Below are 20,782 nucleotides of genomic sequence, written 5' to 3'. Positions count from 1 at the left end.
GGAGAAAATCGGGGTACCCGACACATACCGGATACCCCGAAAAAGAGAAGAAACGCGGTGATCTTAATGGGTCTTTACCAGACGGATAGTTTGGATGATCTCGCCGCGCCCCCCGGAGATGACCGCGAAGTAAACCCCTTGGGGCAGGCCGGCGACCTGCACCGGTACCCGGTGTTCGCCGCTATCGAACGTACGACGTACGAGGGTAGACAGATTTCTTCCATTCACGTCGTAGAGGTCGATGTTGATCGCGGCGGCTTCCCGCACCCGTAGCTTAATTGTGGTATTGGTCTGGAAAGGGTTTGGAAAGTTGATCCCGATCACGTTGGGTGCGTCGATGCCGAGGCCGGGATTGTCGTAGAAATCCTCGGCGGCGGTGGTGGCGATCATGCCGCTGCACTCGCTGACGCCGCTGTGGGGCAGGGCGAGGAAGGGAAATTCGTTCCGGAAAGGCTCGTCGTTGGCTTCTACGCCGGTGGTATAGCCCAGTACCGAGGTGAGGCCGGCGGTTACCGGGCTCTCATCACTCGCCGGATCGTAGTCGTCGTACCAGAGGCCGATGGCGGCGAGTACGACGCCCGATACGGCCTGCAGTTCGATCCGGGTCACGTCGTCTTCCAGTCGGCGACCGTTGGGGAAGCCATCCATATTCGGGATGAATTGCAGGGTATCGCTGCCGTTGAAGCGCGGGTCGGTGAGGCCGAGGACGGCCGCCTGGACGAGTCCCAGGGAACTGAAATCGTCACTGTCCCGGTCCGTGGCAGGTACGGCCATATTCAGCCGAAGCATGTCACCGCCGTTGGGCAGAAAGTTGTTGATGAAGGGTTTGCCTGCCGCCAAGGGGTTTCCGTCTTTACCGGTAGCGAGCTGGTAGGGGGGCATGTTGGGTACGCCGGTATGGAAGATCGGCCAAAGGTCGACCGAGCGGGGCATTCCCGGTCCGGGGAGGAGCAGGTCACCGAAGACGTTATCTGCCAGGGCAGTACCGTCGAGGGCTTCGTTCCCCTTGAGGCCGTAGAGTCCATCGGCGCCGTTGGTGAAATCGTAGGCCCCCAGGCTGTTTTCCTGAATGCGTAGTGGAGCGAAAGCAGGCACGGCGGCGGCGAAGTTGTCGGGGTCCATATAAAGTGCCAGCTCCGGATTGTAGAAGTACCGGTCCAGCAGGGTGTCGGCAATCTCCTCGTGAGGGGTTAGGGAGTTCCAGTAATCCTTCATGCCCACCGGAATGACGGCCTCGTTGGTCAATGGCATGCCCAGGCGGCTTACCTGAACGTAATCGTCGTCGAGGATCTCAGGCCGGGAGCCGTCTTCCTGTAGTACCCGAACCCGCGGCCGGGAGGTGGAGGCCCAAACGCCAATGATGTAATCCGGGTCGAGGATGCCATTCGGGGTCACTTCATTCGCGCTCCGCTTCAGCAGATCGCGAATTGGGACGTGCATGACGATGGCGCTCGTATTGAAACAGGCAAGTCCGTCAACGGGGTCGCCATCTTGCCGCGGCGCGTCGCCCAGGTCGAAGATGCCGCCCAAATCGACGAAGAACGGATCGTCTACCGGACCGACGAACACCTCGAAGTCGTTGTCGTAGCTGTTGATTTTACTATCCGCATAGTCGCCGTAGCTGTCCTCTCCCAGGCCTACGGGCGAGGTAATGGAACGGGGGCCGATGTTCGGGGCGGGAACCTCGCCCTCGGCGACGAACAACTTTACGTTGCCTTCACCGTCGATCATTTCCAGGCGGTAGGTGGTCTTGAGATTTTCCTGTCCGAGCCGGACGTTGAAGAAAGTGGTCGGATCTTCATTGGTCCGGGTGAAGGTGAACCGGTAGGTGATCTCGTCGCCAGGGGTGCGGGTGTTATTATCGACGTGAATCTCGTACCGGATGTCTTCCCCGAAGTGGTAGTAGTTCGGTCCGCCGTGGGGCAGCTGCATCGGAATGAAAGTAGCCACCAGGGTGATCAGGCTGGAATCCTGGGGCGAACGAAAGGCGTATACATCGACATTGTCGGCGAGGGGGTCATCGGCGATGAGGGGGGCTTCCCGGTGGCTGGAAGCGAAAGCGGGGCTACTGAGCGCCAGGGCAAAAAGTAGCAATACACCGCACAGGGGTTGAATTGATTTCATGATTTGTATGATGAGCCGCGCCCGGTTCCGGCCGCGGCGGTTCAGTTAATGGATGGCTACGGATTATTCGGCGAAGTTGGTGTGGTTGACTTCCGTGCCTCGCCAGGGCATGGCTACGTAAGGAAAGGCCTGACGAAAGGGAACGTCATTGGCTTCCACTTCCGTGGTATAACCGAGTACGTTCAGAAGCCCGTCCGTTACCGGGCTGCTATCTACCGCCGGATCGTAGTCGTCGTACCATAGGCCGATGGCAGCTAGTACGACACCGGATACGGCCTGCAACTCAATGCGGGTCACGTCGTCTTCCAGTCGCCGGCCGTTGGGGAAACCGTCCATGTTCGGAATGAATTGGAGGCTGTCGCTGCCCGCGAATGCGGGGTCCGTCAGTCCCAATACGGCCGCCTGCACAAGCCCCAGGGAGCTAAAACTTTCGCTGGTACGGGGGGTAGGGGGCACAGCCATGTTCAGTCGCAGCATGTCACCCCCGTTCGGGAGGAAGTTGTTGATAAAGGGTTTGCCCATAGCCAGTGGGTCGCCGTTTTTGCCGGTGGCTAGCTGGTAGGGAGCCAGGTTCGGAACGCCAGTGTGGAAGATGGGCCACAGGTCGACCGAGCGGGGCATACCGGGGCCGGGAAGCAGGAGACCGCCAAAGGCAGCTTCGGCCAGGGCGGTGCCATCCAGGGCCGGATCTCCCTTTAGCCCGAAGAGGCCATCCGCCGTGTTGGTGAAGTCGAATGCACCCAGGCTATTTTGCTGAATACGCAGAGGCATGAAGGCGGGCACGGCGGAGGCGAAAAAGGCGGTATCCATATATAGCGCCAGCTCGGGATTGTAGAAGTAGGTGTCCAGCGTAGTATCGTCCAGTTCCATGTAGGGGGTGATCGCGTTCCAGTAGTCTTTCATACCGATGGGAATGACCGCTTCGTTGGTGAGCGGCATACCGAGACGACTAACCTGGACGTATTCGCCGCTGTCGACGATGGAATCACCGGAGACAATGGTGCGCACCGCCGGCCGGCTGGCGGACGCCCATACGCCGATGACGTAGTTCGGATCGAGGATACTCGTGGGGCTCGCGGGCGCTCCCGCTTTTTTAAGTACGTTGACGGGAATCTTCAACGCTAGGGTATGCACGTTAAACTGGCTCAGGCCGTCGCGGCTATTTGCGTCGCTTCCCTGCCGAGGACTATCCCCGAGGTCGAAGATGCCACCGAGGTCCACGTAGAAGGGGTCGTCAGCTGGGCCGGCGAAAACCATTTCGCCAGAGGTGGTTACCGCAACGGCGTTTTCCCAAACTTCGAGGTAGGTGGAATCCAGTCCCACCATGCCGTCGATTGAACGGGGGCCGATGTTGTACGCCGGGCAGATGCCGTTGCGCAGAATGGTGTCGAAGGACATACCGCCGTTCAGGCTGCGCTCCAGGGTGTAGGTGGCCTTAATGTTTTCCGCACCCAGACGGACGTTGAAGAAGGTAGTAGGATCTTCGTTCAACCGGTCGAAGGTGAAACGGTAGGTGATCTCGTCACCCTTAATGGCGGCATCGTTATCGATGTGGATTTCGTAGCGGATGTCTTCCCCGAAGGTATAATAGTTTGGGCCGCCCTGTGGCAATTGCATCGGAATGTAATTGGCAATGATCGTGACGGTCGATGGATCGTCGGGACTCACGAAGGCGTACACGTCCGTGTTGTCGGCGAGGGGGTCGTCAGCGATGAGGGGCGCCTCCCTATGGGAGGAGGCGGAAAGTGAGGGAAGAAAGCCCAGCAGGAGGATAAAACTCCCCAGGCATTTAGGTAGCAGTGGATTCATGGACCGGTAGTTGCGTTATCGAGTCACTTTAGCGTGACCTCGATTGTCAGTTACGCGGTAGCCATGCGTGGCGGATTGGAATAGGGAAAAAAAGGTTAAGGAATTTCGGCAGACACGCACCTATACCCTTTTTTCGACTTTTAATCCCTCGTTTCGGAATACTTTATATGGGTTACCGTAGCGGCGACCGATCAAATTGCCGGCTAACCGCTACGAATTTGCGCACTTCCTCGGCGCTGGTAGCCTCTCGTTCGTATTCCGGAAGGCCGGGAATGCCCATATATACGCGGTCGTTGCGGTGTTGCATCCGACTCTCTTCCCGTCGGAACGCGGTGGCATGAAACTCCGTGGCTCCGGTGGCTTGCAGTACCGTTCCCAGGTTCTCCGCGGTAATGCCGCAGCCGGGCATAATCGTCATACCTGCCGGGGCCGTTTCGATAAGCTGGCGAATCAACTCAGTGCCTTCGGGCACCGTCGCCTGCTGACCCGATGTGAGGATGCGGGAAACGCCTAAATCAGCCAGCTGGCGCATGGCCAGGTGGGGGTCCCGGCAAACGTCAAAGGCCCGGTGGAAGGTTACTTCCAGGGGGGCGGCGGCGCGCAGGAGCCGGCGGACCCGGTCAACGGCTATGGTTCCATCCGTATCCAGCAGCCCGATGACGACCCCGCGTACGCCAAGATCCCGGCAGCGGATGATGTCATCTTCCATCGATACAAATTCCCGCTGGGAGTAGTCGAAGTCCCCGCCGCGCGGTCGGATCATCACCATCATATCGATCCCCACGGTCGCCGCGGCCGAGATGGTTCCCCAGCTGGGAGTAAGGCCGCCTTCGACCAGTGCGGCGCAGAGTTCGACCCGGTCGGCACCGCCTTCCTTAGCCGCTACGACGTCGTCCACCCCGCCGAGGCAGACCTCGAAAATCGGCTTACTCATCCCGGGGTACTTTACTTTCCGGGAGTTCCATCCGGCTGCCCCGTGCGTCGTGGACGGCGTAGTCGAAGTTGGGGTGGATGCAGTATCCACCAGTGCGGCCGTCCTTGTGCAGGGCGATAAAACCGACCTGGATATCTTTCCAATCCGGGTTTTTGGCGATGACGCGCTCCACGGCCAACCGACAAGCCTCGGTCGGGTCGTGCCCCTGTCGCATGAGCTCGACGACGAGGAAGCTGCCGCAGGCCCGGATGACGGCTTCCCCCCAGCCCGTGGCCGTGGCGGCCCCGACCTCGTTGTCCGCGTACAATCCCGCCCCGACGATCGGGGAATCGCCTACGCGCCCGTGGTATTTGTAGGCGGCGCCGCTGGTGGTACAAGCGGCGGCCACGTTGCCTTCCCGGTCTAGTGTCAGGAGACCGATCGTGTCGTGGTTCTCGACGTTGATCGGGGGGCGGTAGTTACCATCTTCTTCCAGCCATTTTTGGTAGTCTTTCCGACTGGCCTCCGTGAGCAATTCCGTTGGTGCAAAACCTTCCGCGATGGCGAATTGCCGGGCACCCGCTCCCACGAGCATAACGTGGGGCGTTTCGGTCATTACCCGACGGGCTACCGAGATGGGATGCAGGATGTTTTCCAGCGCGGCTACGCTGCCGCAGTCACCGCCCCCGTCCATGATCGCCGCGTCTAGGGTGACGATGCCGTCCCGGTCCGGGTAACCACCAAGCCCCACGGTACGGACTTCAGGGTCTGCTTCAGTCACCCGTACCCCGGTTTCCGCCGCATCCAGCGCGCTGCCGCCCGCCTCGAGTACCTTCCAAGCGGCTTCGTTGGCCGCCATACCGTGTTGCCAGGTAGCAATGACGACCGGCCCGCCCGGGGGGGCTACGGAGGCTTTAGCCGGTTGTGCGTTGATGGTGTCTCTACAGGCAACAAGTAAGGGCGTTGCCGCTACCAGCGGTACCTTAGTTAAAAACTTCCGACGGCTTGATCTTGGGGTATTCATGGGGATTATTTGTCCGGCCAGGTTGGGATTTGCATCGTTAGGCAGTGCAGCGCACCGTGTTGTTCCACGAAGGGAAGGCAGTCTATGGGTTCGACGCGGTAGGGCCCGCGGTCCTGCAGCAGCTTGATCGCGGCCGCGTCGGTGTCGATGCCGTAAACGGGCAGGAATAGCGTTCCGTTGCTAATCAGGAAATTGGCGTAGGAGACGGGTAGGCGGTGGCCGTCGACCTGACTGACTACCGCGGAGGCCCACGGTAGCTCTAGTAGGTCGTATCCCGTGGCCCGTTCTTGCAACTCTTCTCGCATGGTCATGAAATCCGCGTAGTGCGGATCTTCCGGCGGGGGAGGACCAACGTAGGCGATCGTCCGCGCATCGAGGAAACGGGCGACGGTGTCGACGTGGGCGTCCGTATCATCACCGATCAATTCCCCGTGATCCAGCCAGATAATCCGCTCGGCGCCCAACTGCCCGTGCAATAACTTTTCCGCGGCCGCTTTGGAGGCGAAGTCGTTCCGACCCTCGGACAGCAGACACCGGCTGGTCGTCAGGAAGGTTCCCTGTCCGTCCGTCTCGATGGCTCCACCCTCCAGTACAAATGGGATTCTTTCGTAGCCAACGGCGGGAAACAGCCGGCGATGCAATTCTAGCGGAACGCGGTTATCGTTTTCGGCGGAAAATTTGCCTCCCCAACCATTAAAAGTAAAGTCGAGGAGGGTAGGAGCGGGGGTGAACACGGTCAGAGGCCCGGAATCGCGGATCCAGCAATCATCGGTAGGCAGGTAAACGACCTGGCCGGTGAAGCGGGGGGCGTATGGTTCGTAGTGTTCCTTATCGCCTACGATCAGGATGACCGGACAGGCGCTTGAAATGAGCTTGGCGGCTTCGATCATTGCCGAGGAAGCTGCTGACAGGATGGCCCCCCAATCGCCCCCGCGTCGGGGAAAGGACAAGAGAACAGCCTGCTGTGGCTCCCATTCGGCCGGTAACCTAATCATCTGGTAAGTAACTTTCGGGGCCAATATCGCTCATTCTATTTATGTGGATCCATAAACCGGTGCTTTGCCTGCTGCTGTGGGGTATATTTTTTTCGTGTAGCGACGTGGATAACGGTAGGCAGGCCGCAACCACCTTGCCGGAAGTAGAAGGTATGGTCCGAATCGATCACCCGGATGGCGGATACTGGATGGATGCCACCGAAACCACCACCGCCCAATTCGCGCGATTTATCGAAGCCAGCGGCTACCGTACCGAGGCGGACAGTTTTGGTTGGTCGGGGGTGTTTTCGCTGGAAACGCTTACCTGGGTCCCCGTGAATGGCGCGAATTGGCAATACCCACTGGGCCCGGACGCACCGGCCGCCGCTCCGAATGACCCCGTCACGCAGGTAAGTCTCCGGGATGCCCTGGCCTACGCCGAGTGGGCTGGCAAGCGATTGCCGACCGAGCAGGAGTGGATGTACGCGGCCAATCAGGGTGACGGTGATCAAGAATATCCCTGGGGTAAGGAAATGCTACCCGAGGGAGAATATCTGGGTAACTGGTGGCAGGGTCCCTTCCCGTACCGAAACGAAGTGCGGGACGGCTTTGCGGGCGTTGCCCCGGTGCAGAGCTATCCGCCATCCGGCAACGGATTATACGATATCAGTGGCAACGTGTGGGAGTGGACCACTTCCCAATCCCCCCACTCACAGGAGCGTATTATTAAGGGCGGCTCATTTCTCTGTAGTACCAGTTATTGTACCGGATTCAATCTCCGGCAGCGACAGTTCACTCCGCCCGACAGTGGATTGAATCACCTTGGATTTCGCTGCGTGAAGGGATAAAAAAGAAACGGCTCCCAATCGGGGAACCGTTTCGTATAAAGCTTAAAGTCGATCATGCCACAATAGAGAATCGGAGGCGGAAAACGATTGATGGCCACTTGGCTGCCGGATCATTCGTGGAATCCCTTTCTTCCGATTGACATTACAAGTATACGGGCCCGAACCCCACCGAAACGAGCTCTCTTCTGTCAGCTCTGTGATTGTCACAGCAACGAATTGAACCGGGGGGGCGGGGGGTAAAGCAAAATAAAATGTTATTTTTCGGATAATTGTAGAATAATACGGTATTAGAAGGAGGAAAACATAACTTTATATGGAGGTTTAAATTATGACCGCTAGCCGATCTGTCACCGTCAGGCGTGCCGGTAGATTGATGTATTAACAATAAATTAGCATAAATCGCTCCGGAAAACCTAGCTGCCGGGATATGGTCTAGTGCTACCCCTACCAAGCTCATAAAATCATCACCTTGGTAATTCGCCGCAAGCAGAAATTTTTAAGTAGCCAAGCTGACTCCTTATCCGGAATTCACAACAAAATCTGGTATATTCTATTGTTAGGGTGTGCAAAGTTGTATTTTGTGCGATCACCTATCTCCCATGAATCAGCGTACCGCGGAAAAGCTTACCATCCTGGCCGATGCAGCTAAATACGATGTCTCCTGTAGCAGCAGCGGCAGCAAACGGAAAAATACCGTGGATGGCCTCGGTAATGCGACAGGCATGGGCATTTGCCACACCTACACTCAGGACGGGCGCTGCGTTTCCCTGTTAAAGATCCTGCTGACCAACCACTGTATCTTTGACTGTGCCTATTGCGTGAGCCGCAGGAGCAACGATGTCAAGCGAGCCGCCTTTACCGTGGAAGAAGTGGTCGATCTGACCCTCAATTTCTACCGCCGCAATTATATCGAAGGGCTGTTTCTCTCGTCCGGCATCTTCAAAAGTGCCGACTATACGATGGAGCGGCTGGTGCGGATCGCCAAAAGCCTTCGCACCGAGCATAAGTTTAACGGGTACATTCACCTGAAGGCCATCCCCGGAGCCAGCGACGAACTTATTCACGAAGCCGGACTATATGCGGATCGGCTGAGCGTGAATCTGGAAATGCCCAGTGAGGAAAGCCTCAAGAAGGTAGCGCCCGAAAAGAATTACCCGGAGGTTTATCAACCCATGAATTATCTGAAGGAGTCGATTACCGGGTACCGTGAGGAGAAGCGATCCCTTATGAAGACGCCGAATTTCGCTCCCGCCGGACAATCGACGCAGATGGTCATCGGTGCCAGCCCGGAATCGGATAAAGATATTCTCAGCCTGGCGGCCAGCTTGTATAAAGATCAGGAGCTCAAGCGCGTCTACTACAGCGGCTACGTGCCAATTAGCGACGACAGTCGACTTCCCACCTTGTCCGCCCCGCCGCTGCGCCGGGAAAATCGCTTGTATCAGGCTGATTGGTTGATGCGATTTTATGGCTTTCGAGCCGATGAGATCGTAGATAACAGCCAACCCAATCTGGACCCCGATTTAGATCCCAAACTTGCTTACGCGCTCCGGCACCCCGAATTATTTCCGGTGGACGTTAATACGGCTTCCTACGAAATGATTTTGCGTATACCCGGCGTGGGAGTAAAATCCGCCCGCAAGCTCATCGATGCGCGTCGGTTTCGCCCATTACGGCGGGAGCACCTTCGGAAAATCGGTGTGGTGTGGAAGCGAGCCCAGTACTTCCTTCTTTGTTCGGACAAAGATTTTCGCACTTTAAATTATGATCCCCAGGTCATTCGACAGCAAATCGTTTTTGGTGCTTCCCGTTCCGGTCGTCATGCCACCGAGTCGGGGCAATTAGCTCTATTTGGCTGACCCTACAAAGGTGTACAATAACAAAGGCCCCGCCGATTTGATCGGCGGGGCCTTTATGCTTAAAACCTTGAAGCTTGCTTACTCAAAGTAAGAAGACTCGATGGTTTCGCCTGCTTCGATACGGTCCAGACGATTTTTCATCTCGGTAGAACCTTCGAAATTGTCGCGGCGGGCAAAGATTTCCTTAAGGGCGATCAGGGTATTCCGGTTGTTGGGGTCGGTCATTTCCGCCTTCTGAAAGTAAGGGAAAGCCTGGTCGAACTCGTTATTGATCTCCTTTTCCAGTGCTTCGTACTTTGCCTGACCGTCCTTGCTCAGGTCGCTGCTCAGGTCAACGAGTTGCTCGGTCATTTTGGCAGCCCGGTTAAAGTAAAGCGCACCGAGGCTGTAAATCAGCGAAGCATTTTCCGGCTCGACTTCCAGGCCGCGCTCGTAGTTGCTTTTAGCCTTTTCGAAATACTCCGTAGCCGCTTCAGGATCCGTTTCGCGCTGTTTGTTGTACAATTGCTCGTACACCTGTCCCAAGGTAGCGTAAAGGCTGACGTTCTCGGGTTCGGCGTTGATGGCTTCCTGCAGTTTATCCGTCAACTCGTCCAGCCGGCCTTCGGCTAGATAGTAGTTGATTTCCGAGAAAAGCAGTTGGGTATTTTCCGGGTACTTTTCGCGTCCTTCCGAAAGGTACTTACCGGCCGATTCCATATCACCCTTGCCGCTGTATACTTTGAAAAGACCATCGTAGATACTGGCATCATCGTAGTTCTCTTCGTAGAGGGCAATGAAAAGTGGCTCGGCGGCATCGAAATTTTCCGCCAGTACGGCGGAAAGGGCAGCGTAGTAGCGCTCCTCGTTCAGTTTCGCTTCGTCTCCTTCAAACGCACTATCGCCGTCGTTGTCGGAAAGAAACTCGTGGACGGTAACGCTGGTGTTAAAGGCTTCAAAGCTATCTCCGTAGTTTTCATCCTGGATAGCGTAAATGCCCTCGTTGGAAATATTCGCCTGCAGATTTTGTAGGCCTTCGAGCGCATCTTTCTGTCCGCGGCGCTTATCTGCCAGTTCGTACGCCTTCATGTAAGCCTGTGCGGCCTTGGAAGCGGCACGGGCTACCATCGGGTTGACGGTTTCGCCGGGGCTGATGGACCGTTGCGTGACGTATTCATTGATGGCGGCTGCGTAAATATTACCGGCTTCCAAGTACGCTTCATAGTTGCTCTGCATCTGGCTGTCGTCGAGGGCGACCTCGATGGCGTCCACGGCGGTCTGCAATTCCATTACATCGCTGGAAGAACTGTATTTACTGTAGGATTTAGTGGCATTCTTCAGGGCGTCTTCCCCCGACTGCGCGAACGCAGCCGAAATGGCAAAAACGGCGAGAAGTGCGCTAAGCATGAATTTTCGCATAATTGTGGTTGTTGGTTTCGAATTAGATTGATTAGTGTCCCCCCAGGTGGTATGCAACACCTACGGAAAATAATAAAACAGGTCAGAAATGGCAAGTATCGTTAATGCCGTCCTAAAATATGCAACGGATCGAGAAAAAAGGTGTTCGTGCCCGTCGATGTCCGGGAGCAATTCCTCCTATTCTTCTTCACCGACCAATTCGGTTTCATCGATGCTGACTACCGCGACATCCGCGATGGCATCGTCGCCGTCCAGTTTGATGAGGCGGACGCCCTGAGTCGACCGTCCCATCACCCGAAGATCGTTCATGGAGGTGCGGATGAGGATGCCCGACCGGTTGGTAATCATCAGGTCGTCGTCGTCGCTAACGGCTTTAATGCTTACCAACTCCCCGGTTTTCTTGGAAATTCGCATCGTCGATACGCCCTTACCTCCGCGGTTGGTGATTCGGTATTCCGACCATTCCGACCGTTTGCCCATGCCTTTTGCGCTCACGACGAGGATCGACTTGTCCGAATCCGTTTCGTGTTCAATGGTCACCATTCCCACGACCGCATCATCATCACCGTTAAGGGAAATGCCGCGTACGCCAGCGGCATTCCGGCCCATATTCCGCACTTTCTCTTCCTCGAAGTGAATGGCCTGCCCTTTACGGGTGGCCAGGAACACGTGGCTGCTTCCGGTGGTAAGCCGGGCTTCCAGGAGTTCGTCTCCCTCGTTGATGGTAATGGCATTGACACCGTTCGTGCGGGGACGGCTATACTCTTCCAGACTCGTTTTCTTCACCTGCCCGCGTTTCGTGGCGAAGATGACGGAATGATTATTGAGGAACTCCTCGTCGGTCAGGTCCGCTACGCTGATGTAGGCGCGTACGCTGTCCTCCTTGGGCATGGCCAGGATGTTCTGGATCACCCGCCCGCCACTGTTCTTACCGGCCTCCGGAATCTCGTAGATCCGCAACCAGTAGCAGCGTCCCTGCTCGGTAAAGAGGAGCAGATAATTGTGGTTGCTCGCAATAAACAAGTGCTCCACGAAATCCGCATCACGGGTTTTGCTGCCCCGGCTTCCGCGGCCGCCCCGCCCCTGCGCCCGGTATTCGGCGACGGGGGTGCGTTTGATATAGCCGAGGTGGGAAATGGTCACCACCACGTCCTCATCGGCTATCATATCCGTAATGGAAATGTCGGCCGTGTCCAGGCTGATTTCCGACCGGCGTTCGTCACCGAAGCGGGCCTTCACGTCCTGAAGCTCTTCCTTAATAATATCCCGTTGCAGTTCCTCGCTTTCCAGGATGGCACGCAGCCGATCGATGAGGGCACGGATTTCCGCGTATTCGTCCCGGATCTTGGTGATCTCCAGGCCGGTTAACTTCTGCAGACGCATGTCCAGGATGGCCTTGGCCTGCTCCTCGCTCATGACGTTGCCATCCAACACCATCAGTTCCTCGGTCTGTACCTCCTGGACGAGGTCGCCGAATTTTTCCCAGAAGGCAGCCTTGTCCTGAACGAAGTCACCGGCCATCAGCCCGGCTTTCGCGTCTTCGGGGTTATCGCTGGCGCGGATCAATTTGATCACCTCGTCGAGGTAGTCCAGCGCGATGAGTAAACCGATGAGGATGTGGGCCCGTGCCAGGGCCTTATTCAATTCGAAGCGGGTCCGGCGTTGAATGACTTCCAGGCGGAACGCTACGAACTCCTCGATAAGGTCCTTTAGATTCAGCGTCATCGGCCGCCCATTCACCAGGGCGACGTTGTTGACGCCGTAGCTGGACTGCAGCGGCGTGTATTTGTAAAGGTAGCTGAGAACGATGGTGGCCATCGCGTCCCGCTTCACCTCGATGACGACGCGTACGCCGTCGCGATCCGATTCGTCGCGTACGGCGCTGATGCCGGTGATCTTGCCGTCGTTGACGAGCTCGGCGATCTTGGCGACCATCGTCGCTTTGTTAACCTGGTAGGGGATTTCGCTGATGATAATGGTCTCGCGGTCGTTGTCATCCACCTTGATGTCGGCACGACCCCGCAGAACGACCCTACCACGGCCGGTGCGGAAAGCTTCCCGTACACCGTCCATACCGTAGATGATGCCACCGGTGGGGAAGTCGGGCGCCTTGATGAACTCCATCAATTCCTCGACCGTGATATCGGGCTTGTCGACCGTGGCGATCACCCCGTCCACCACCTCATTCAGGTTGTGGGGCAGCATGTTGGTGGCCATACCGACCGCGATACCGCTGGCACCGTTGACGAGTAAGTTCGGGATGCGGGTGGGCATCACGGTGGGCTCCTTAAGCGTATCGTCAAAATTGAGCTGGTAGTCGACCGTATCCTTGTCCAGGTCACCCAGGATGCTGTCGGAGATCCGCTGGAGGCGGGCCTCGGTGTACCGCATGGCGGCCGGGCTGTCGCCGTCCATCGAGCCGAAGTTACCCTGGCCGTCAACCAGGGGATAGCGCAACGACCAGTCCTGGGCCATACGCACCATGGTATCGTACACCGACGAATCGCCGTGGGGGTGGTACTTACCGAGTACCTCACCGACGATACGCGCGCTCTTCTTGTGGGAACCGCGGTAGCTGAGCCCGAGCTCGGACATCCCAAAAAGTACCCGGCGGTGAACCGGTTTTAGCCCGTCCCGCACATCGGGTAGGGCACGACTTACAATGACCGACATGGAGTAGTCGATGTAAGCCGATTTCATCTGGTCCTCTATGTTGACCGGGATGATTCTTGAATTTGGCATAAATGGCAAGGAGTTAAAAAATTCCGGCGCTTTCGCCTTCCCGCGAAGGTACAAAAATCGTGCCTACAATCATAGCTCAACCAAAGCTAATATGGGGGGTTAAGTAATCCATATGTCAGGTACGGAACGAGTCGTCAAGCCCTACGGAGAAGGGGAATCAAAAAAGGAAGAGGTTGGACGTATGTTCGACTCCATCGCCCCCACTTACGACCTGCTTAACCGCGGCACCTCCCTGGGGATCGACACCATTTGGCGCAAGCGGATGATCGCCGAGCTGGATCCCCAAAAGCACCAACGCATATTGGACGTTGCGACCGGCACGGCCGACGTTGCGATTCAAACGATCCTGCGCACCGGCGCGCAACACGTGACCGGGGTGGACCTCAGCGAGGGAATGCTCGCTTACGGCCGGAAAAAGGTCTCCGCCGCCGGGCTGGACGGTCGCATCGTACTGGAACAGGGCGACAGCGAACGGCTGCCCTACGCCGACGCCTCCTTCGATGCGGTAACGGTGGCCTTTGGGGTACGGAATTTCGAAAATTTAGAGAAGGGGTTGGCCGAAATGCGCCGCGTGCTTCGGCCCGGGGGGAAATTGGTGATCCTCGAGTTTAGTCGGATACCTTACGCTCCCGTTCGCTGGGGCTTTAATCTGTACTTCGGCAAAATTATGCCGCTTATCGGCCGTTTACAGAGCAAGGACCCCCGGGCCTACGCCTACCTTTTCGAGAGCGTCCAGGCATTTCCGAGCGGCAAAGCGTTTCTACAGATCCTCGATCGGGTCGGCTATAACAACACTGAATGGCAAGCACTTACCTTAGGCATCGCAAGCATTTATACCGCCACCCGTTAACCCTGGCGCTGCTCTTTGCCCTTTGCTTTTGCTCCGGTTTACGTGCTCAGTTCGTCGGAGGGAAGAACTACAACTTCTACGACTTTCAGTCCAAACCCTATTACTTCGGCATCACGCTGGGTTTTAATTCCAGTCGGTATACCCCCTACCGGAGCAAGGACTTCATTTATACCGACTCCATAATCGGGGTGGAAAGCCTGAACGGTCCGGGCTTCAACCTGAACCTGATCGGTAACCTCAAACTTGGCAAGTATTTCGACTTTCGCTTTACGCCGGGGTTCAGCTTCGCCGAACGCACGCTGAATTATACCCAAAGCACCGTCAACAGGGTGGAGAGCCAGGAGAAGATCGAATCGGTATTCCTCGAACTGCCCTTTTATTTCCGGTACAAGAGCGCGCCCTACCGCGATAAGCGGTTGTTTCTCGTGGCGGGTATGAAGTACAGCTACGACGTGGCCACCGAGTCGCGTACGCGGCAGGCGGAGGAGCTGGTCCGCATCAGCCCCCACGATTTCGCCGTGGAGTACGGTGCGGGAATACAGATTTTCTTCCCTTATTTCATCCTCTCCCCCGAATTCAAGATCAGTCACGGCATTGGCAATAGCCTGTTGTTCAACCCTACCTTACCCGAAAGTCGGGTACTGGAGAAGGTGACCAGCCGGACATTCACCATTTCCTTTCACATCGAAGGCTGATCAGCTGCCGGCCGCCAGGATGATCGCGGCGAAGCTGTCCGCGTCCAGGCTAGCGCCGCCTACGAGGCCGCCGTCTACGTCCGGCTGATCGAATAGCTCCTTGGCGTTATTCGGTTTGACGGAGCCACCGTACAGGATGGTCATGTTCTGGGCTACGTCCGTACCGAACTGGTTGGCGATCATGCGCCGAATCGAGGCGTGCATTTCCTGGGCCTGCTCCTTGCTGGCGGTCACGCCGGTACCGATGGCCCACACGGGCTCGTAAGCGATGATCACCTTCGAAATCTGGTCGGGGTCGAGGGAATAAAGCGCCTGTTCTACCTGCTTGCCAACGACCAGCTCCTGGTTTCCCGCCTCGCGGATGTCGAGTTTCTCCCCGCAACAGTAGATGGGCTGGAGTCCCGCTTCCAGCGCCCGCTGAATTTTCACGTTAATGAGATCGTCGTCTTCTCCCGCGTAATCGCGGCGCTCGCTGTGGCCGAGAATGACGTATTCGATACCTACCTCGGTGAGCATCTCCGCGCTGATTTCGCCGGTATAGGCGCCATTGGCTTCCTGGTGCATGTTCTGCGCCGCCAGGGCATAGTTCGTATGTCCGGCAACTAACTCCTGCGCCTGCATGAGTTGAATCGCGGGTACGCCAAATACGACGCGGGTTGCCGGCGTTCCGACCTTTTCCATCACCTCCCGGATCAGGCTTGCTCCCTGGGAGGGCGTGGTATTCATTTTCCAATTTCCGGCGACCATTGTCCGACTCATAATATGCTGTTTTATTCCTGAAATGTCTTCTCCATCGGTTGGCAGGGATAGCTGGAGCGGCTACTATAAATCACTTCCGCTTAGCCTCGTTGCGTTCGATACGGTGGCCCGGACGGCTCCATTTAATGCGTTGCTTGTCACCGGGCCGGCCGGGATCGACACCGGGTTCGGGCCGTTCTCCCTTGGCGTAGGCGCGGGTCGGCTTCAGCCCGAGGGCACCGAAGAGCTCCATATCCGCGAATGCCTCGGGATTGGGGGTAGTGAGCAGTTTGTCGCCGGCGAAAATCGATCCCGCTCCGGCGAAGAAGCACAATGCCTGTCCTTCCGGGCTCATATCCTTCCGGCCGGCGCTCAGGCGCACGGTGGTTGTGGGGATGACGATGCGGGTGACGGCGATCATCCGTACCATTTCGAAGATGTCAACGGGCTGCTGGTCCTCCAGGGGCGTACCCTCAACCGCTACCAGGGCATTGATGGGAATGGACTCCGGAACGGGGTCCAGGGAAGCCAGGGTGAGTAGCATTTTCAGCCGGTCGTCAACCGTTTCGCCCATGCCGATGATGCCACCGGAGCAGACGGTAAGTCCGGCCTTGCGCGCGTTGCCAATTGTTTCCAGCCGATCCTCGTAGCCACGGGTCGAGATCACCTCCCGGTAGTATTCTTCGCTGCTGTCGAGGTTGTGGTTATAGGCGTAGAGTCCGGCCGCGGCGAGGCGTTCGGCCTGGTTAGGGGTAAGCATGCCGAGGGTCGCGCAGACTTCCATGTCGAGTCCGTTCACCGTTCGGACCAGATCCAGTACCTGGTCGAATTCATCATCGTCGCGGACGTTGCGCCAGGCAGCTCCCATACACAGCCGGCTGCTGCCCAGGCCTTTGGCGCGCTCGGCGGCGGTGCGCACCTGCTCAACGGTCATTAGGGCATTTTCCTCGATGTCGGTGTGGTAGCGGGCAGCTTGCGGGCAATAGCCGCAGTCTTCCGGGCAACCGCCGGTTTTGATACTCAGCAGGCTCGATACCTGTACTTCATTGGGATCGTGGTGCTGGCGGTGCACGGAGGCCGCGCGGAATAGGAGTTCCATCAGCGGTTGGTCGTGGAGTTGCTGCAACGCTTCGAGCGTCCAGTGGGCGGAGATATGTTCGGGTTGGGCGGTCATAGGGGGCAAATATAGGAAGGCCGTACCGGTTAGCCGCCCCCCGGGCAAGCTTTCCCTACACCTCGTAGATGTACCACCACTTTTCCCGCGATAGCAAGCCGAAGGGCAGCCACGATAAGAGCCAATCCGGCCGGTCGGTATAGACCAATTTTGCTCCATCCGGAGGGCGCGGATCGCCGTTGGTGCGCCGGAGGTAAAGGCAGGGCGCCGGAGCGCAGGTGCCATAGTCCGTCAAACCGGGATCAAGTCGGTGACCCCGACGGTGGAAAAAGCGCCCGGTAGTTTCCTCCGCCACGATAATGCGGGCTTCCGCCCCGGTTAGCGTGGCCGGCCCGGGGTAGTGGCGGTAGAGGAAGTGCAGCGGAGCGATCTCGGAGGCGGCCGGTCGGAAGACGACGGCCGCTAAGAGCAAGCCGTTCACCACGATACAGGTCCAGACTAAAGGACGTAATCCTCTCTTCAGCCGGGATGACAGCAGAAAGTCCGCCAGACCGCGCCAACTTCCGGCGATCAGCACGGGTAGCACCGGAATCAGCGGAAACAGAAAACGGATATCCTTCCGCCCGAGTAGGGAGTGCACCAGTACGAATGCACCAACCGACCACGCCACGGGATCTTTCCGGTAACGGTATACGAAGTACAGCGTAGCCGCCACGTACAGCAAGCCCAGGGGGGGGACGCCCCGCAGGAAGACCAATTTCAGGTATGCCCACCACGGAAGCGTTCCGTAACCGGCCGCTTTTCCCGCCACCAGGTTAGCGGTGAAGTAGTTCCAGGCGGGTATGGTCCATTCACCGTACAGCCAGTACGTCAACGGATAGCAAATGGCGAGCACTGCCAGACCGCCGGCAACCGATGTCAGCAGTTGGCCCCATTCCTTCCGGTAGAACAGCAACCACCATACGTAAAAACCACCTACGAAGAGCGCCAGCTGGTACCGGAACAAAAAAGCCAGTCCAAAAAAGACACCCGCGAATACCGCTCCGTATCCCCCGGTGGGCGTAAAGGAATGCCGATCGTTCCAGCGAATGGGGAAACTGAGCAGTCCGGCGATCGCGGCCAGGCCGCCCCAGTTCTCGCTCGAAAAACGAACCCCGTTGTAGTACAGGCACCAGTTGAACAGCAGCAGCAATAGCCAGCCGGTCCGCTCGCCGGACAGCAACTGATCCCGGTAGCGAAGGTGAAGGACGGCAACCAAACCCAGCGTAGCCCCGGCCGACAGCAGCCGCAGCAGAAAAGCCACTACGAAGGGGTTCACCGGACCGAAAACTTCCAGCACCCGGTACAGACCGAAAACCATCGCCGGCTGCAGGGCGGGGCGCATGGCTTCGTGGTATTCCCAGCTGAGGTCGTCGGATGCTGCGAGGCCCAGCTTGTAGGCCGCGAACTCGAGAATCTGAAAGTGTTCGTCGCCCTGGTGGTGACCGACGCTAAAGTAAGCGGTCAGTAAAAATAGAAAGGCGGCCAGCATCCACCAACGTTTATTCATGGGGACGGAACTGGTTTATATCGCTAGTAATCGCGAAGGTATCGAGGGGCTCGATCGACGCCCCCGACAGCAGCGAAAGGTCGGGCTGCCCGGCGTCCACCCAGCAACTGTACCACACGGAACCGACCCGGTGAATGGCGGCCCGGAAGCGATCTTCCACCATGCCGTGCATCGCCTTCGACCAGGCCTCCGCGTAGCCGCTGCACTGGGTGCGCACCTGGCGACCGAGCCGCTCCTCGAAGCACATCTGCTGGTCGGCCCCGAATTCGTTTCGCAACCGCAGTTCCGTGTTCAGTACGCTGTCGACCAACGCATGGCTTTCGAGCACGATGTCCCAGTAATAAGACTCCGGATCTTCGATGTACTCCGCGGGCCCCACGAAGTAATCGTAGTTTTGATCGGCGAAGAGTTCCGGTAAGCGACTTTCCCAGAAAGCGTGAATGCCCGTCTGCCCGGTCAGCTGCCCGTTGTAGTTTTCCGTGGTATGCAGGGGCACGTGGGCGTCGCCGACGTAATGACCCATTTCGGCCGCCAGTTGCAGGATCCGGCCACCGTCGCCGGCGATGAAAGCGCGGGTCAGTTGGCGGTGGTAAGCTGCTAGATGGTAGGGTAGGATCCCGTGATCGCTGAAGGATTCGCGAAATTCGAAACGGTAGCCGGTAAGGGGAAGGCCGAGCTGCTGCAGGGTGTCGGTCCGGTCGTTCTCCAGGTTCCCATACCAGAGATTACGGTAGGCACGGAAGGGAAGGTCCAACGTTTGACCTGCGGAACGTAGGAGCACGATATCGTCGCTGAGGAGTACGGTATCCACTTCCCACGTTACCGTATCGCCATGGGGACCGACGTCCAGGACGTGGCCCCACCGCATCCGGGCTTCCGCATAATTCCGAGGCAACCCCGGGAAGGGGGCGGTGCCGAAATGATCGAGGTCCATGTAGTGGCGGATGGCCTCGTCGCGGGCGGCATACCGGCGTTTATCGGGGTCCACGGCGTGCTCGCTGAGGTAGTCGATTTGCGGGCGGAAAAAGGACATCATTTCCGCCGGTAGGGTAAAGGTGGCCAGCCGGTTGATGCGTCGGTGGCCAAAGAAACCCCAGTCTTCGGCGGTGCTTGCAGCGGTAAGGCTTACCATGGCGGCGACGCACGCCGGCACAAGGAACGTGATGACCCTAGAACGAATCATAGCCGACTAGTAGCGGTTGGGTGGTTTCGGTGGCGAGGAGCGCCCAGTCTTGATCGTCGTTGACGAAGGCCGTATAGGCCTGGAGCTGTTGTTGGGGCGAGCCGGGAAATCGATATTGGGGGTAGATGCTGGCTACCTGTTCGGGCTTGCCGGCTTCCTTAATCCGGACGATCGCGAAGGGGAGGCGTTCCCGCGCGGTCAGCATCCCTACGGTATCCTCGTTCTGGTAGCGACTGACGTAGTAGTCCTCATACCGGCTTAGTATCCCTTCCGCGACCCCGAAAGGGATTTCCTTGACGCCGCCCACCGAGGCCACCAACGGGGTAACGCGGAATTGATTTTCCCGCGTCCGCTCCATCCGGAAGGCCTTGCTTTGCTGCAGGGGGTAGTCGATGCTCAGGTACTCCACGGCTTGCGGATCGACGTCGAACAATACTTTCGACCGCCATTCGTCCCCCCGCAGGTTGAAACGGTGGCGAACGTTGCCGCTCCACATGGGGAGGTGGACGACGTAAGGGTTGTCACTGCCCTCCATGATGGCCGCTGCTCCGAGTTCACCGCTGGTCCCTCCGCCGATGTAATACCCTCTGAGCTTGTTGCCTTCCCCGTCGTAGACCCGAACCAGGATGCCACCGCCGGCCAGGTTACGGACCAGGTTCGGCACGGCCGTACTGGCCGGTAAGCTCCGGACCTCGAGCTGAGCGACGGCCTGTAGCAGGTTTTTCATTACATTTTCGTTGGCCGGATATGCGCCGTAAGTCCAGCCCGTGGGCCCGCCCCGGCGCAGATCGGCTACGTTACCCTCCCGATCGGCAATGTAGATCCGCTCGATGTCTTCCAGTTCGGGGTAGCCAAAGGCCCGTTCGTCCGCGACCTCGGTTTCGGTAGGGTCGAGCGAGGCAAAATAGGCGAGGCTTCCTAGCAGAATGACGGCGGCGAAGAGAAGGAGCGTTCTGCGCATG

General features: G+C 57.9%; 16 protein-coding genes. 4 read left to right on the top strand and 12 right to left on the bottom strand.

Going from position 1 to position 20,782, the window contains the following annotated elements; genetic code table 11:
* Nucleotides 1-63: 63 nt before the first annotated feature.
* The 5 genes from CLV84_RS17915 to CLV84_RS17895 all read right to left on the bottom strand — a co-directional run bounded on the left by CLV84_RS17915 (nt 64) and on the right by CLV84_RS17895 (nt 6,865).
* Nucleotides 64-2,124 (bottom strand): DUF4331 family protein, encoded by a 2,061-nt coding sequence (locus CLV84_RS17915; protein ID WP_104421121.1) that lies wholly within the window; start codon nt 2,122-2,124, stop codon nt 64-66.
* A 63-nt stretch (nt 2,125-2,187) separates the two neighbouring features.
* Nucleotides 2,188-3,933, bottom strand: coding sequence for a DUF4331 domain-containing protein (locus CLV84_RS17910; RefSeq protein WP_104421120.1), 1,746 nt, complete (start codon nt 3,931-3,933; stop codon nt 2,188-2,190).
* Nucleotides 3,934-4,105: 172 nt separating this feature from the next.
* Nucleotides 4,106-4,867 (bottom strand): copper homeostasis protein CutC, encoded by a 762-nt coding sequence (locus CLV84_RS17905; protein WP_104421119.1) that lies wholly within the window; start codon nt 4,865-4,867, stop codon nt 4,106-4,108.
* Nucleotides 4,860-5,870, bottom strand: a complete 1,011-nt coding sequence (locus tag CLV84_RS17900) for a N(4)-(beta-N-acetylglucosaminyl)-L-asparaginase (protein WP_104421118.1) — start codon at nt 5,868-5,870, stop codon at nt 4,860-4,862. The genes CLV84_RS17905 and CLV84_RS17900 overlap by 8 nt, the downstream gene beginning before the upstream one ends.
* A 5-nt stretch (nt 5,871-5,875) precedes the next feature.
* A complete protein-coding gene (locus CLV84_RS17895; protein ID WP_104421117.1) occupies nt 5,876-6,865 on the bottom strand; it encodes an agmatine deiminase family protein in 990 nt (329 codons plus the stop codon).
* A 41-nt stretch (nt 6,866-6,906) separates the two neighbouring features.
* Between CLV84_RS17895 and CLV84_RS17890 the strand changes: the two genes are divergently transcribed.
* Together CLV84_RS17890 and CLV84_RS17885 are read left to right on the top strand one after the other, a co-directional pair.
* Nucleotides 6,907-7,692: an SUMF1/EgtB/PvdO family nonheme iron enzyme gene (locus CLV84_RS17890; RefSeq protein WP_104421116.1), complete on the top strand. Its 786-nt coding sequence runs from the start codon at nt 6,907-6,909 to the stop codon at nt 7,690-7,692.
* A 599-nt stretch (nt 7,693-8,291) separates the two neighbouring features.
* Nucleotides 8,292-9,551: a putative DNA modification/repair radical SAM protein gene (locus CLV84_RS17885; RefSeq protein WP_104421115.1), complete on the top strand. Its 1,260-nt coding sequence runs from the start codon at nt 8,292-8,294 to the stop codon at nt 9,549-9,551.
* Nucleotides 9,552-9,629: 78 nt separating this feature from the next.
* On the opposite strand, the gene CLV84_RS17880 is transcribed toward CLV84_RS17885, so the two are convergent.
* Both CLV84_RS17880 and gyrA read right to left on the bottom strand, forming a co-directional pair.
* Nucleotides 9,630-10,937 (bottom strand): tetratricopeptide repeat protein, encoded by a 1,308-nt coding sequence (locus CLV84_RS17880; protein WP_146088857.1) that lies wholly within the window; start codon nt 10,935-10,937, stop codon nt 9,630-9,632.
* Between the two features lie 189 nt (nt 10,938-11,126).
* Nucleotides 11,127-13,691: a DNA gyrase subunit A gene (gyrA, locus tag CLV84_RS17875; protein ID WP_104421242.1), complete on the bottom strand. Its 2,565-nt coding sequence runs from the start codon at nt 13,689-13,691 to the stop codon at nt 11,127-11,129.
* A gap of 112 nt (nt 13,692-13,803) precedes the next feature.
* On the opposite strand from gyrA, the gene ubiE reads away from it, so the two are divergent.
* Both ubiE and porT read left to right on the top strand, forming a co-directional pair.
* Nucleotides 13,804-14,541 (top strand): bifunctional demethylmenaquinone methyltransferase/2-methoxy-6-polyprenyl-1,4-benzoquinol methylase UbiE, encoded by a 738-nt coding sequence (gene ubiE, locus CLV84_RS17870; RefSeq protein ID WP_104421113.1) that lies wholly within the window; start codon nt 13,804-13,806, stop codon nt 14,539-14,541.
* Entirely contained in the window at nt 14,490-15,236 is a 747-nt protein-coding gene (gene porT, locus CLV84_RS17865; RefSeq protein WP_104421112.1) for a type IX secretion/gliding motility protein PorT/SprT, read from the top strand. The genes ubiE and porT overlap by 52 nt, the downstream gene beginning before the upstream one ends.
* Here porT and tpiA read toward each other — a convergent pair whose 3' ends face one another.
* The 5 genes from tpiA to CLV84_RS17840 all read right to left on the bottom strand — a co-directional run bounded on the left by tpiA (nt 15,237) and on the right by CLV84_RS17840 (nt 20,781).
* Complete coding sequence (gene tpiA / locus CLV84_RS17860; protein WP_104421111.1) at nt 15,237-15,995, bottom strand: triose-phosphate isomerase; 759 nt, start codon at nt 15,993-15,995, stop codon at nt 15,237-15,239.
* A gap of 70 nt (nt 15,996-16,065) precedes the next feature.
* Nucleotides 16,066-17,073 carry a biotin synthase BioB gene (bioB, locus tag CLV84_RS17855; protein WP_406603344.1) on the bottom strand — a complete coding sequence of 336 codons (1,008 nt, stop codon included), beginning with the start codon at nt 17,071-17,073 and terminating at the stop codon, nt 16,066-16,068.
* 130 nt (nt 17,074-17,203) lie between these two features.
* Nucleotides 17,204-18,637: a glycosyltransferase family protein gene (locus tag CLV84_RS17850; RefSeq protein ID WP_104421109.1), complete on the bottom strand. Its 1,434-nt coding sequence runs from the start codon at nt 18,635-18,637 to the stop codon at nt 17,204-17,206.
* Nucleotides 18,630-19,820: a zinc dependent phospholipase C family protein gene (locus tag CLV84_RS17845; RefSeq protein WP_146088856.1), complete on the bottom strand. Its 1,191-nt coding sequence runs from the start codon at nt 19,818-19,820 to the stop codon at nt 18,630-18,632. The genes CLV84_RS17850 and CLV84_RS17845 overlap by 8 nt, the downstream gene beginning before the upstream one ends.
* On the bottom strand, nt 19,807-20,781 hold the full coding sequence (locus CLV84_RS17840; RefSeq protein WP_104421107.1) for a hypothetical protein: 975 nt from the start codon (nt 20,779-20,781) through the stop codon (nt 19,807-19,809). Before CLV84_RS17840 ends, CLV84_RS17845 begins: the two co-directional genes overlap by 14 nt.
* Nucleotide 20,782 lies beyond the last annotated feature (1 nt).

Origin of the sequence: Neolewinella xylanilytica (assembly GCF_002934605.1) — a bacterium.
Taxonomy (GTDB): domain Bacteria; phylum Bacteroidota; class Bacteroidia; order Chitinophagales; family Saprospiraceae; genus Neolewinella; species Neolewinella xylanilytica.
Note: the sequence above shows the minus strand (reverse complement) of the source record. Positions and strands in the feature narration are given on the sequence as shown.

Bases quoted from the DNA above. Each gene is read 5' to 3' on its own strand.
- gyrA (WP_104421242.1), bottom strand. From the start codon at position 13,691: ATGCCAAATTCAAGAATCATCCCGGTCAACATAGAGGACCAGATGAAA.
- CLV84_RS17880 (WP_146088857.1), bottom strand. From the start codon at position 10,937: ATGCTTAGCGCACTTCTCGCCGTTTTTGCCATTTCGGCTGCGTTCGCG.
- ubiE (WP_104421113.1), top strand. From the start codon at position 13,804: ATGTCAGGTACGGAACGAGTCGTCAAGCCCTACGGAGAAGGGGAATCA.
- tpiA (WP_104421111.1), bottom strand. From the start codon at position 15,995: ATGAGTCGGACAATGGTCGCCGGAAATTGGAAAATGAATACCACGCCC.
- porT (WP_104421112.1), top strand. From the start codon at position 14,490: ATGGCAAGCACTTACCTTAGGCATCGCAAGCATTTATACCGCCACCCG.
- CLV84_RS17885 (WP_104421115.1), top strand. From the start codon at position 8,292: ATGAATCAGCGTACCGCGGAAAAGCTTACCATCCTGGCCGATGCAGCT.
- CLV84_RS17845 (WP_146088856.1), bottom strand. From the start codon at position 19,820: ATGATTCGTTCTAGGGTCATCACGTTCCTTGTGCCGGCGTGCGTCGCC.
- CLV84_RS17900 (WP_104421118.1), bottom strand. From the start codon at position 5,870: ATGAATACCCCAAGATCAAGCCGTCGGAAGTTTTTAACTAAGGTACCG.
- CLV84_RS17915 (WP_104421121.1), bottom strand. From the start codon at position 2,124: ATGAAATCAATTCAACCCCTGTGCGGTGTATTGCTACTTTTTGCCCTG.
- CLV84_RS17905 (WP_104421119.1), bottom strand. From the start codon at position 4,867: ATGAGTAAGCCGATTTTCGAGGTCTGCCTCGGCGGGGTGGACGACGTC.
- bioB (WP_406603344.1), bottom strand. From the start codon at position 17,073: ATGGAACTCCTATTCCGCGCGGCCTCCGTGCACCGCCAGCACCACGAT.
- CLV84_RS17890 (WP_104421116.1), top strand. From the start codon at position 6,907: ATGTGGATCCATAAACCGGTGCTTTGCCTGCTGCTGTGGGGTATATTT.
- CLV84_RS17840 (WP_104421107.1), bottom strand. From the start codon at position 20,781: ATGCGCAGAACGCTCCTTCTCTTCGCCGCCGTCATTCTGCTAGGAAGC.
- CLV84_RS17910 (WP_104421120.1), bottom strand. From the start codon at position 3,933: ATGAATCCACTGCTACCTAAATGCCTGGGGAGTTTTATCCTCCTGCTG.
- CLV84_RS17850 (WP_104421109.1), bottom strand. From the start codon at position 18,637: ATGAATAAACGTTGGTGGATGCTGGCCGCCTTTCTATTTTTACTGACC.
- CLV84_RS17895 (WP_104421117.1), bottom strand. From the start codon at position 6,865: ATGATTAGGTTACCGGCCGAATGGGAGCCACAGCAGGCTGTTCTCTTG.